The sequence below is a fragment of the Clostridium sp. 1001271B_151109_B4 genome (genome assembly GCF_015670405.1).
In the GTDB taxonomy this organism is placed as follows: Bacteria; Bacillota; Clostridia; order Clostridiales; family Clostridiaceae; genus Clostridium.
In genome coordinates this window covers 33,609-47,268 of the sequence record NZ_JADPBQ010000003.1, presented here as the reverse complement: position 1 = coordinate 47,268, position 13,660 = coordinate 33,609, and the positions used below count along the sequence as shown (strand labels likewise).

The window sequence follows — 13,660 nt, the reverse complement described above, 5'->3', positions numbered from 1 at the left end:
AGTGGGCAAATGGAACTGTTTGTTACAGATTTAGATGGAACATTAATAAATAAAGATAGAAAAGTAACTAAAAGATCAGCTGAAATTATAAATAATCTTATTTCTCTAGGAATGAATTTTACAGTTGCAACTGCTAGAACACCAGCTACGGCTGTTGAAATATTACAAGATTTAAAATTAAAATTACCTGTAGCATTAATGAATGGTGTTTTGATATATGATACTAAAGAATTAAAGTATATTGATATTAAAGATATAAATAAAGAATCAACATATAAAGTATTAGATATTTTTGAGAAGTATAATAAAAATCCATTAGTTTATGGAATTTCAGAAAATCATTTATGGGTATATCACAAAGAATTTGAACATGCCTATGAATATAATTTTTATAAGGAAAGAGCAGATAAAAAATTAAAAACATTTGTAAAGGTAACAGATTATAAAGAATCTGTATTGAAGGCAAATATAATTAATTTTGTTGCTTTTGATGAATATGAAAAAATAAAAAGCATTGCAGAAGAAATAAGTAAGATAGATGGTATAAATGTTAACTACTATAGAGATGTTTATGAGGATTGTTACTTTTTAGAGGCGTATAGTAATGAAGCTTCTAAGGCAAATGGAATTAAATATCTATCAAAATATATAGATTATGATAAAGTTATATGTTTTGGAGATAATGTAAATGACATACCAATGTTTGAATTGGCAGATGAAGCATATGCAACATCTAATGCTACAGATGAAATTAAAAAAATAGCAACAGATGTTATAGGAAGTTGTGAAGAAGATGGGGTTGCAGAATTTCTTAAAAGTAGATTTAAATAATAAAATAGAAAAATAATTAAATAAAATAATAAATTGAAACAGTAAACTTATTTTTGTTAATAAAATAATAATAAGTTTACTGTTTTATTTATAAATTTATAAAAAAATTAACGAAAAATTCATATAAAGCTATAATGTAAACGTTAAACGAAATATAAAGCAATTAAATCCCATAATTTAGGTAAAAAATAATTTTTGAATAAGGCTAGTAATATCAAGGGTTAAGGGTATGTTTTATTTATAAAAAAATAAAACGAAGAAAATTTTGATAATTTGTTAAGTGAAATTAGATAAATATTGATAGATTTTCACAAAAATATTGAAAAAAATATCAAAATGATATAACATTAATACAAGAGTAATTTCGGAAAAATAAAATATACCAAAAGGGGGAAATGATATGGATAACAAAAGAGACCAGTGGGGAACGAAATTAGGTTTTATTTTAGCTGCAGTAGGATCGGCAGTAGGTTTAGGAAATATATGGAGATTTCCGTATTTAGTATATGAAAATGGAGGAGGAGCATTTTTAGTTCCATATTTCTTTGCTATATTTACAGCAGGAATTCCTCTATTAATTTTAGAATATGGAATGGGGCATAAGTTTAGAGGGTCAACTCCATTAGCAATGGCAAGAGGAAATAAAAAGTGGGAATGGCTTGGATGGTGGCCAAGCATAACTGCTTTCTTCATACTTGGATATTATTCTATGATTTTAAGTTGGGCTATGAAGTATTTTACATTAAGCTTTAATAAAGGATGGGGAAGCGATCCAAATACTTATTTCTATGATGATTTCTTAAAGCTTACTGAATCACCATTTCAATTTGGTTCAGTAATATGGCCTGTATTAATTGGTATTTTATTAGTTTGGGCAATAAGTTGGTTTATATGCTATAGGGGTGTTAAAGGTGGTATAGAAAAATTAAATAAAGTATTACTACCTACATTAGTAGCTATAATGGTAATAATAGTAATTAGAGGTGTAACTTTAGAAGGTGCTACATTAGGTTTAAATAAATTATTTACTCCAGATTGGAGCAAGGTAATGGAACCTAAGGTTTGGATAGCTGCATATGGACAAGTATTTTATTCATTAAGTTTAGCTATGGGTATTATGATGACATATTCAAGTTATTTACCTAAAAAGACAGATATAAATAATAGTGCTTTTATGACTGGATTTGCAAACTGTGGATTTGAATTCTTATGTGCTATAGGGGTTTTTGCAATTTTAGGATTTATGGCAACAAGTCAAGGGGTTGGAATTGAAGAAGTTGTATCAAGTGGTATTGGATTAGCATTTATAGTTTTCCCAAAAGTATTTACTGTTATGGGAACATGGGGAACAATATTAGGATGTTTATTCTTTGCTTGTTTAGTATTTGCAGGGTTAACTTCTTGTGTATCTTTAGTAGAAGCAGTTTCATCTGCAGTAATAGACAAAACTGGTTGGGAACGTAAAAAAGTAGTTTCTGGAATAGCATTAATAGGTGCAGTGGTAAGTGCTACATTTGCATCAGGTGCTGGATTATATATATTAGATATTATGGATAACTTCGTTAATTGTTATGGAATAGTAGTTGTTGGATTATTAGAAGCAATTGTTATTGGTTGGATAATAAAGCCTTCAGTTATAAGAGAACATACAAATAAAACATCTTACTTTAGAATCGGTAAGTGGTGGGATTTCACTATTAAATTTGTAACACCAACAATGTTAGCAATAATGTTAGTAAGTAACTTCGTAACTGAATTAAAAGCACCTTATGGCGGATATAATTTACCAGAATTATTTGCATATGGATGGTCAGTTATTGGTTTAGGTATTATAGGCGCATTATTATTCTCAAGAAGACCATGGAATAATAAAGCAATAGAGGATTTTAAGGATGAAGAAGAGACGGAAAAGGAGGTAGTTTAATTATGACAGCAACAGCAATAACTTACTTTGCTATTGGAGCAATTGTATTATGGGGTGGACTAATTACTACCTTAGTAATCTCAATAAAAAAAGAAAAATAATTTATTAGCCAATCCCAATTTAATAATATACATTTAGTAAAGAAAAAGGAATCGCAAAAGCGATTCCTTTTTCTGATTTGTGAGATAATTTAGGATTTTGCGTATAAGTGACGAAGAATATAATATTTTAGTTTTTGGCACTTACACAATGAATAATGGACAATGCACTTTTAGACAGGCTTCGTCATATTCTATAATATGAATTTAATGAGAAGGTGAAATTATATGTGTGGAATTGCTGGTATGGTAGACTTCAATAGAAATATACAAGAAATGAGAAATACTCTAACTAAAATGGTTAAGACATTGGAGAAAAGAGGACCAGATAGTGAAGGAGAATATTATTCGAAAAATGTTTTGTTAGGACACAGAAGATTAATAGTTGTAGATCCTGAGGGTGGAAAACAACCTATGATAAAAATTGTAGGTGGTAAAAAGTATGTTATTGTTTATAATGGTGAACTTTATAATACAGAAGATTTGAGAAAGGAACTATTAAGTGAAAATTATACATTTGATGCATATTCAGATACTGAAGTATTATTAACAGCATATATTGCTTGGGGAATAGATGCTATTAATAAATTAAACGGAATATTTGCGTTTGCTATTTATGATGAGGATAAAAATCAAGTATTTTTAGCAAGGGATCCAATGGGGGTTAAACCTTTATTTTATTCAATCAAGGGAAGTGAAATAATATTTGGTTCCGAAATAAAAACTGTATTAGCACATCCTGAAGTAAAAGCAGAAGTTGATAGAGACGGATTAACAGAGCTTTTTGCATTAGGACCATCAGTAGCACCAGGAAGTGCAGTATATAAAGGAATAAAAGAAATAGCTCCAGCAAATTGTATGTTAATTACAAAGGGAAATATTAAGAGTTGGGAATATTTTAAGGTTAAAGCAGAAGAATTAAATGAAACTGTAGATGAATCAATTGAACACGTAAGGTCTTTATTGGTTGATGCTATAAAAAGACAATTAGTAGGCGATGTGCCAGTATGTACTTTTTTGTCAGGGGGATTAGATTCATCTGCAATTTCAGCAATTGCTGCAGAAGAATTTAAGAATAGAGGTAAGCAATTAACAACTTATTCAATTGATTATGAAGGTAATGATAAATATTTTAAAGCATCTTTATTTCAACCAACATCAGATCAACACTTTGCAGAGTTTATGGCAAAAGAAATAAATAGTGATCATAGAACCGTTGTTTTAAAGCATGAAGATTTAGCAAAAGCATTGAAAGAAGCAACTATTGCGCGTGATCTACCAGGTATGGCAGATGTGGATTCATCATTATTACTATTTTGTAAGGAAATTAGAAAGGATTTTGTAGTTGGGCTATCAGGTGAATGTGCAGATGAGTTATTTGCAGGATATCCATGGTTTACACATGATGAAATGATATATGCAAATACTTTCCCATGGTCAAGATCTGTTGGAGAAAGAAAGACAGTATTAAATAAGAATCTTCAAAATTTAAAAATTGAAGAGCTTACTAATGAAGAATATTTAAAAACATTAAAAGAAGTACCGCATTTAGATAATGAAGATAAAAGAACTTATAGAATGAGAGAGTTATTCTATTTGAATTTAAAATGGTTCATGGTAAATTTATTAAACAGAAAAGATAGAGTGAGTATGTATAATAGCCTTGAGGTTAGAGTGCCTTTTGCTGATTATAGAATAGTAAATTATGCTTTTAATTTACCACCAGAAGTTAAGTTATTAGATGGAAGAGAAAAAGGCTTATTAAGAAAAGCACTTGTTGGAATATTACCTGAAGAAATAATATTTAGAAAAAAGAGTCCATATCCTAAGACACACAATCCAATATATACTGAGATTGTTTGTAAGATGATGAATGAAATCTTAGAAGATAAAACTTCACCTATATTAGAAATAATAGACAAAGAAAAGGTGCAAGAAATAGTAGATACCCAAGGGAAATCATATAAAACACCTTGGTATGGACAACTAATGACAGGACCACAAATGATAGCATATTTAATTCAAGTAGATATGTGGTTAAGAGAATATAATGTTAATATACTAATATAGCTAAAATGCTTATGGTGTAGAAAAGCTAATAAATGGGAATATTAGAACTATTTTTAGTTGTAATATTCCCATTTATTAGCTATAAGTAGAGGATTTAAATAGTCTTAAGTTAAGGCAAAGAAAAAATAAATATAAAGAATAGTTTAAATTTATTAAAAATAAAACATATATTGACAAAGAAAATTAGATAATTTATAATGAAACGCGAATAAAAAAAGCAATCATATAAATTTCTAATATGGTGGGATGTTTTTACTGAAAACCTTAAATTTTAAGCTATGAGTGAATTTTATATATATTAACTCTATACGAATCATGTATGAATTATAGTGTATTAATTTCGCTATAGTGATTTATTGATTTTTGAATATAGAACAATATCATAATCATACAAAAGAATGAGCACTTAGGAGGAGTCTACTTATGAAGAAAAAAGTTATGGCATTAGTACTTTCAGCACTGATGGTAACAGGATTAGTTGGTTGTGGAAGTGATAACAACGCATCAAAATCAGAAGAAGGAGCGTTAAAGGTTGGTATGGTTACTGACACTGGTACGATTGACGATAAATCGTTTAACCAAGGTACGTGGGAAGGAATTGGAGCAGCAGCAGAGAAGTTTGATATTGAAAAAACTTTTATGCAACCTAATGGAGAATCAGAATCAAGTTATTTAACAGAAATCCAAAATCTTTATGATTCAGGTTATAAGTTTATAGTAACACCAGGCTACAAGTTTGAGACAGCTATATACAAGGCTCAAACTCAATATGAAGATGCAAAATTTGTTTTAATTGATGGAGAACCAAACGATGGTAATGATAACTATCTTGTAGCAGATAACGCAGTTGCAATATACTTTGCTGAAGAACAAAGTGGATTTATAGCAGGTGTTGCAGCAGCAGTTCAATTACAAGATGGTGACTTTGGATTTATTGGTGGAATGGAAATACCATCAGTTAAAAAGTTTAACTATGGATTCCAACAAGGTGTAGCATATGCTAACGAACACTATGGAACAAATGTTAGTTTAAAAGCTGAAAATATAGTTTACTCAGGGTCATTCTCAGATGCAGCTTTAGGACAACAATTATCAGCTCAAATGTATGATAACGGAGTTAAAGCAATTTTCACAGCCGCTGCTGGAGTTAATATAGGTGTAATTACAGAAGCTAAAACAAGAGTTGTTAATGGCGAAGAAGCATGGGTTATAGGTGTTGATTCAGATCAATATGATGATGGAGTATACGAAGGTAATAAATCAGTAGTATTAACATCAGCTATTAAAAAGGTTGATGAAGCAACTTGTCAAATAATAGCAGATGAAATGAATGGTGAATTCCCAGGTGGCCAAGTATTAACATTCGATGCTAAAAATGATGCAGTTGGTATTCCAAGTGAAAATCCAAACTTAAGTGAAGATACAATCACAAAAGTTAATGAAGTAATAAATGCTATTAAAGCAGATGAAATAGAAGTTAAAACTGAATTATAGTATTGATATAAAACTAGGACTATGTTAATAATACATAGTCCTTTTTAATATTATGAGTATAAAGATATATGTATAATATAGTTTAATTTTATAATTATCTATATAAGAAAATATATAAGTGGTAATATGCTGTTTTGATATAATAAAGCAATAACAATAAAATAGATAAATAATATTGACAGAGGAAAAAATATTAAATATAATAGGACACGAACAATAAAACAAACTCATATAAATCTCAAATGTGGTGGGGTGTTTCTACCGGAAGCCGTAAATTTCCGACTATGAGTGAAATTAGTACTTGGAACTCGATACGAATATTAATAGGGTTAAGGTGCATTATTTTCACTTTGGAAATGATGCGTCTTTTTTATACGGATTAATTAAATGTATTTTTAATATGAGTATTCAGGAGGAGTGTACAAATGAAGAAAAAGGTTATTGCATTAGTACTTTCAGCACTAATGGTAACAGGATTAGTTGGATGCGGAAGTAACAATGATAATTCATCAAATTCTGGAGAAGAAATGCTAAAAGTTGGTATGATTACTGATTCAGGTACAATTGATGATAAATCATTCAATCAAGGTACTTGGGAAGGAATAATAGAAGCAGAAGAAGAGTTAGGAATTGAAAAAAATTACTTAAAGCCTTCTGGAGAAACAGAAGCTGATTATTTAACAGAAATTCAAAATCTTTATGATTCAGGTTATAGATTTATAGTAGGCCCTGGTTTTAAACTTGAAACAGCTATATATAAGGCTCAAAATAGATACGAAGATGCAAAATTTGTTATACTTGATGGAGCGCCTATGGATGAAGATGGAAACTATGTTGTAGCAGATAATACAGTTGCAATACAATTTGCTGAACATGAGGGTGGATTTGTAGCAGGTGTTGCAGCAGCAATTGAATTACAAAATGGTGACTTTGGATTTATAGGTGGTATGGAATCTTCATCAGTTAAGAAATTTAACTTTGGATTCCAACAAGGTGTAGCTTATGCAAATGAAAACCTTGGAACAAATGTTAGTTTAAAGGCTGAAAATATTGTTTACTCAGGTTCATTTACTGATTTAGCTTTAGGTCAACAATTAGCAGCTCAAATGTACGATAGAGGTGTTAAAGTAATATTTACTGCAGCTGGTGGAACTGGTATGGGTGCTATAACAGAAGCTAAAACAAGAGCAGTTAATGGTGAAGAAGCATGGATTATTGGTGTTGATTCAGATCAATATACTGATGGTATTTATGAAGGAAATAAATCAGTAATTTTAACTTCAGCTATTAAGAAAGTTAATGTAGCATCTTATAAAATGATAGAAGCTGAATTGAATAATGAATTCCCAGGTGGACAATCATTAATATTTGATGCTAAAAATGATGCAGTAGGTATTCCAGAAGAAAATCCAAATTTAAAGGATGAAACAGTAACTAAAGTAAACGAAGTATTAGGCGCTATCAAATCAGGTGAAATAGAAGTTAAAAGCGAATTATAATATTCATATAGGAAAAATAACTATGTTAATATACTTAACATAGTTATTTTTTTTATATTAATAAATATAATTAGAAGTATTTTTAGTTAAGTTACATAAATACTAAAAATTAAAAAAGAGATAAAATTAAATTAAGATATGTTTTGATAAAAAAATACACAAAAAATTAAAAAAACAAAAAAATATAGAAGAAAAAACTAATATTGACAATGAAAAATATATAAATTATAATAAAAAACGGATAATGAAACGACTCATATAAGTCCCAGATATGGTGGGATGTTTCTACCGGAAGCCAAAAAGTTCCGACTATGAGTGAGCTTGATATATGAACTCTATAAGAAGATAAAAGAGTTACTACGTATTAATTTCACTTTGGAAATTAATACGTTTTTTTTGATAAAAATATGGAGTAAGTATCTTGAGCAGACTAAAAAATCAGCATTTAGGAGGAGAGTATTTATGAAAAAGAAGATTATTGCATTAACGCTTTCAGCATTAATGGTAACTGGATTAGTTGGATGCGGAAGCAACGACAGTAATTCAGGAAGCGCAGGGAATTCAGGAGAAACAACATTAAAGGTTGGTATGGTTACAGATTCAGGAACAATTGATGATAAGTCATTTAACCAAGGAACTTGGGAAGGTATAATTGAGGCTGAAAAAAGTCTTGGAATTGAAAAGAATTATATGCAACCAGGTGGAGAAACTGAAGCTAACTATTTAACAGAAATACAAAATCTATATGATGCAGGATATAAATTTATTGTAACTCCAGGTTACAAATTTGAAACAGCTATATATAAAGCTCAAACACAATATGAAGATGCAAAATTTGTTATAATTGATGGTGAGCCAAACGATGGTAATGATAGCTATGTTGTAGGAGATAACACAGTTGCAATATACTTTGCTGAAGAACAAAGTGGATTTGCAGCAGGGGTTGCAGCAGCTGTTGAATTACAAACTGGTGATTTAGGATTTATCGGTGGTATGGAAATACCAGCAGTTCAAAAGTTTAACTATGGATTCCAACAAGGAGTTGCTTATGCAAACGAACATTATGGATCAAGTGTTACTTTAAAGGCTGAAAATATAGTTTATTCAGGGTCATTCGTTGATACAGCTTTAGGACAACAATTAGCAGCTCAAATGTATGATAACGGAGTTAAAGCAATATTTGCTGCGGCTGGTGGAGTTGGAACTGGTGTTATAACAGAAGCTAAGACAAGAGTTGTTAATGGTGAAGAAGTATGGGTTATAGGTGTTGACTCAGATCAATATGCTGATGGTATGTATGAAGGAAGTAAATCTGTAATCTTAACTTCAGCTATTAAGAAGATTGATGAAGCAGCTTATCAAATGATTGAAGCACAATTAAATGATGAATTCCCGGGTGGACAAGTATTAACTTTCAATGCTGAAAATGATGGTGTTGGTATACCAGCAGAAAATCCAAACTTAAATGATGATACAGTTACTAAAGTTAATGAAGTATTAGATGCAATTAAGAATGGTCAAATAGAAGTTAAAACAGAGTTATAATATACAATTATGATTAAATGGAGCTATGTTAAAGAAATTTACATAGCTCCTTTTATGTGTAAAATTTAAGCCAAAGAATTAATAGTATATACTAATTAGAAAAAGAGTATTCATCAAGCTAGAATATAGTAAAAAAATTACATTTTATCTTTAAAACAGACAAAAAACAATTGAATATTAAGGAAAAAAATGTAAATGAACATACAAAGAATGTGTTGAAATTGCAGGGTTAATGGCCGATATATCGTTTTATTATGGGTGTTTTAATAATAATATGTAAAAATAATTAATATAGTACATTATTTATAAAAAATGAGTGAAAAAAATGTTGAAAATACGAAATATATAAATTATACTTAAAATGAAGTTCGTATATAATTATGTGATTATTTTGTAAGTATATTAACTTATAATATGCATAAATTAATTAACAATATATGTTCATAAAATATTTTTTTAGAGGAGGATATCCATGGAATATGTAGTTGAGATGCTAAATATCCGTAAAGAATTTCCAGGGATAGTAGCAAATGATAATATTACCCTGCAGCTAAAGCAAGGAGAAATTCATGCTCTTTTAGGTGAAAATGGTGCTGGTAAGTCGACATTAATGGGAATGTTATTTGGTATGTACAAGCCAGATAGAGGTTGTATAAAAGTTAGGGGAAAAGAAGTAAAAATATCTAATCCTAATGTAGCAAATGATTTAGGAATCGGAATGGTTCATCAACATTTTAAATTAGTAGATAATTTTACAGTTACAGAAAATATAATTTTAGGATGTGAACCTAGAAAGGGATTAACTGTAGATATTAAAACAGCAGCAAAAAAAATTGAAGAATTATCTAAGCAATATGGATTAAATGTTGATCCTTATGCAAAAATAGAAAATATTTCTGTTGGAATGCAACAAAGAGTTGAAATATTAAAAATGCTTTACAGAAATGCAAATGTGTTAATATTCGATGAACCAACGGCAGTATTAACTCCAAGTGAAATTGATGAATTAATTTCAATTATGAAAAATATGACTAAAGAAGGTAAGTCTATTATCTTAATTACTCATAAATTAAAAGAAATCAAGGAAGCAGCTAATAGATGTACAGTTATTAGAAGAGGTAAATACATAGGAACAGTTAATGTAGAAGATACTACAGAAGCTGATATGGCTAAAATGATGGTTGGTAGAGAAGTAGCATTTAAAGTTGAAAAGAATGAAGCAAAGCCAAAAGATATAGTTGTTAAAATAGAAGACCTTTGCGTTAATAACAATAAAAAAGTACTTGGATTAAAGAACTTCTCATTAGATATTAGAGCTGGAGAAATTGTTGGTATTGCCGGTGTTGAAGGTAATGGACAAACTGAATTAGTTGAAGCTTTAACTGGTATGAGAAGTGTTGAGTCAGGTAATATCATATTTAAAGGAAGAAATATAATAAAAGATTCAATACGTGAGAGAATAGATGATGGTATGGCACATATTCCAGAAGATAGACATAAAAGAGGATTAATCCTTGATTATACAATGGAAGATAATATGGTGCTTAAAGCTTATAAAAAGAAGCCATTTTCTAATAAAGGTTTAATTAATAGATCAAAGATTAGCGAATATGCACAAAAAATTATAGAAACATTTGATGTTAGATCAGGAGAAGGTGGAAAATCTATTGCAAGATCTTTATCAGGTGGTAACCAACAAAAAGGTGTAATTGGACGTGAAATAGAATCTAATCCAGACTTTTTAATTGCTGTTCAACCAACAAGAGGGCTAGATGTTGGTTCAATAGAATATATTCATAAAAGATTAGTTGAACAAAGAGATTTAGGAAAAGCTGTTTTATTAGTATCTCTTGAATTAGATGAAGTTTTAAATGTATCTGACAGAATAGCTGTTGTTAACAATGGTGAATTAGTAGGTATAGTTAATGCTAGTGAAACAAATGAAAATGAAGTTGGTTTAATGATGGCCGGCATAAAGAAGGAGGAAGCTTAGTGCATAAGAATCAATTATTAAAATCTTTAATGGCAGTAGTTTTAGGATTACTTGCAGGATTTTTATTAATGCTAGCAATGGGATTTAACCCAATAGATGGTTATACATATCTATTTAAGGGTGGACTTATGAATCCTCAAAGAATAGGAAACTCAATTGCAACTGCGACACCTTTAATTCTTACAGGGTTATCTTTTGCATTTGCTAACAAAACTGGATTATTTAACATAGGTACTCCAGGTCAAATGTTAGCTGGTGGTTTTACTGTAACTGCAATAGGGTTATTAGTTGATTTACCATCACCTATATTATTACCATTAATGATTATATGCGGTATATTAGCTGGAGCAATTTGGGCAGCTGTACCTGGAGCTTTAAAAGCATTATTTAACGTTAATGAAGTTGTTTCTGCAATCATGATGAACTGGACTGCATATTGGATAGTTTATTATATGGTTCCACTACATTTAAAAGGAACTACTGAAACAGAATCAGCTAGATTAGCAGATACAGCAACTTTAAAGGCCGATTGGTTATCTAACATATTAGGTGGATCATACATAAATTATGGAATATTCCTAGCATTAATTTCAGTATTAGTTGTTTGGTTCCTTTTAAATAAGACTGTTTTAGGATATGAATTAAAGGCAGTTGGATACAATAAGTTTGGAGCTGAATATGCTGGTATGCCTGTAAATAGAAATATAGTTATATCTATGATGATAGCAGGGGGACTAGCTGGATTAGCTGGTGTTGCTCAATATATGGGTAACTCTACAGTACTTCAAATAGGTGTAATGCCATCACAAGGGTTTGATGGAATAGCTGTTGCCTTATTAGGTAATAACACTCCAATTGGAGTATTATTATCAGCATTATTCTTTGGAGTATTATATGTTGGTAAAGGATTCATGAATGCCAATGTTAAAGTACCACCAGAATTAGCTGATACAATAATAGCTACAATTATCTATTTTGCTGCAACTAGTGTTGTTATGGATAGAGTAATTAAGAGTATAAAGAAAAAAAGAAATGACAAGAAATTAAAAACATCTAGTGAAAGGGCGGTGGAAAAATAATGTGGGATATAATAGTACAAATTTTTCCTTATGCAATAGCGTATACTATACCTATGCTAATTACTGCTTTAGGAGCACTTTATTGTGAAAGAAGTGGTATTGTAAATATAGGATTAGACGGATTTATGATAGTAGGTTCTTTTGCTGGAGCATTAACAATATCAAAACTTCAAGCAGCAGGTGTTAATGGAGCGTTATGGATAGGACTTTTAGTTGCTGCAATAGTTGGAGCTTTATTCTCACTTTTACACGCATTTGCAAGTATTAATTTAAATGCAGACCAAGTTATAAGTGGTACAGCTATTAATATGATGGCTGGAGCATTAACTGTATTCTTAGCAAGAAATATTACTGGTAGTGGTAATATAAGAATAACTTTAGGTTTTTTACCAAAAAGTATTCCAGTATTAAAAGACATTCCTGTAATAGGGCCATTATTCTTTACAAAAACTTATGCTACAACATGGTTAGTATTAGCAATATTAATGATAAGTGCATTCTTATTATATAAAACTTCATTTGGATTAAGATTAAGATCTTGTGGAGAAAACCCACAAGCTTCTCAAGCAGCTGGTATCAATGTAATGAGAACTAGATATATGGGTGTTATAATATCAGGTGCATTAGCTGCTTTAGGTGGATGCATTATATTAGTAACATATTCAGGTGAGTTTAATGGTAGTGTTGCTGGATTAGGATTCCTTTCATTAGCAGCATTAATATTTGGACAATGGAGACCTTTAGGAATATTAGCATCAACATTCTTCTTCGGATTTGCATCAACATTAGCAAATGTTGCGCAAGTAATACCAGAGTTATCTAATATACCATTAGTTGTTTTAAAGGTATTCCCTTATATAGTTACATTAATTGCATTAATTATATTCTCAAGATCTTCACAAGCACCAAAGGCTGCTGGTGAAATATTTGATGCAAGTAAGAGATAAATTTACTTTTAAAAAAGGAACTGATTTTCAGTTCCTTTTTATTTTAAATTATTTTTATAAAAAATTATAAAAAATAATATATGGAAAATTAAAGAAATGTATTATAATTAATGTATTATGATTAATTTTAATTTATAATACATACAAATTGACTTCTGATTAAAGTGAAAATTTTAAATT

At 29.8% G+C, this 13,660-nt stretch carries 10 protein-coding genes and 3 riboswitches; all 10 genes read left to right on the top strand.

From position 1 onward, the window contains the following. The first annotated feature begins 9 nt into the window (after window positions 1-9). The 10 genes from I4V63_RS02980 to I4V63_RS02935 all read left to right on the top strand — a co-directional run bounded on the left by I4V63_RS02980 (window position 10) and on the right by I4V63_RS02935 (window position 13,480). A complete protein-coding gene (locus tag I4V63_RS02980; RefSeq protein ID WP_195999816.1) occupies window positions 10-831 on the top strand; it encodes an HAD family hydrolase in 822 nt (273 codons plus the stop codon). 400 nt (window positions 832-1,231) lie between these two features. After that, on the top strand, window positions 1,232-2,755 hold the full coding sequence (locus tag I4V63_RS02975; RefSeq protein WP_195999815.1) for a sodium-dependent transporter: 1,524 nt from the start codon (window positions 1,232-1,234) through the stop codon (window positions 2,753-2,755). Between the two features lie 2 nt (window positions 2,756-2,757). Beyond that, window positions 2,758-2,856 carry a MetS family NSS transporter small subunit gene (locus I4V63_RS02970; RefSeq protein WP_195999814.1) on the top strand — a complete coding sequence of 33 codons (99 nt, stop codon included), beginning with the start codon at window positions 2,758-2,760 and terminating at the stop codon, window positions 2,854-2,856. Window positions 2,857-3,081: 225 nt separating this feature from the next. After that, window positions 3,082-4,923, top strand: a complete 1,842-nt coding sequence (gene asnB / locus I4V63_RS02965) for an asparagine synthase (glutamine-hydrolyzing) (RefSeq protein ID WP_195999813.1) — start codon at window positions 3,082-3,084, stop codon at window positions 4,921-4,923. A 201-nt stretch (window positions 4,924-5,124) separates the two neighbouring features. Then, a riboswitch (purine riboswitch) is annotated at window positions 5,125-5,222 on the top strand. Window positions 5,223-5,346: 124 nt separating this feature from the next. After that, on the top strand, window positions 5,347-6,417 hold the full coding sequence (locus tag I4V63_RS02960; RefSeq protein WP_195999812.1) for a BMP family ABC transporter substrate-binding protein: 1,071 nt from the start codon (window positions 5,347-5,349) through the stop codon (window positions 6,415-6,417). Window positions 6,418-6,624: 207 nt separating this feature from the next. Beyond that, a riboswitch (purine riboswitch) is annotated at window positions 6,625-6,722 on the top strand. Window positions 6,723-6,842: 120 nt separating this feature from the next. After that, entirely contained in the window at window positions 6,843-7,916 is a 1,074-nt protein-coding gene (locus I4V63_RS02955; RefSeq protein WP_195999811.1) for a BMP family ABC transporter substrate-binding protein, read from the top strand. 234 nt (window positions 7,917-8,150) lie between these two features. Further along, window positions 8,151-8,248, top strand: a riboswitch (purine riboswitch). Between the two features lie 130 nt (window positions 8,249-8,378). Then, window positions 8,379-9,461 (top strand): BMP family ABC transporter substrate-binding protein, encoded by a 1,083-nt coding sequence (locus tag I4V63_RS02950; protein WP_195999810.1) that lies wholly within the window; start codon window positions 8,379-8,381, stop codon window positions 9,459-9,461. 472 nt (window positions 9,462-9,933) lie between these two features. Beyond that, complete coding sequence (locus I4V63_RS02945; protein ID WP_195999809.1) at window positions 9,934-11,454, top strand: ABC transporter ATP-binding protein; 1,521 nt, start codon at window positions 9,934-9,936, stop codon at window positions 11,452-11,454. After that, window positions 11,454-12,533, top strand: a complete 1,080-nt coding sequence (locus I4V63_RS02940; RefSeq protein ID WP_347707716.1) for an ABC transporter permease — start codon at window positions 11,454-11,456, stop codon at window positions 12,531-12,533. Before I4V63_RS02945 ends, I4V63_RS02940 begins: the two co-directional genes overlap by 1 nt. Then, window positions 12,533-13,480 (top strand): ABC transporter permease, encoded by a 948-nt coding sequence (locus I4V63_RS02935; RefSeq protein ID WP_195999808.1) that lies wholly within the window; start codon window positions 12,533-12,535, stop codon window positions 13,478-13,480. Before I4V63_RS02940 ends, I4V63_RS02935 begins: the two co-directional genes overlap by 1 nt. Window positions 13,481-13,660 lie beyond the last annotated feature (180 nt).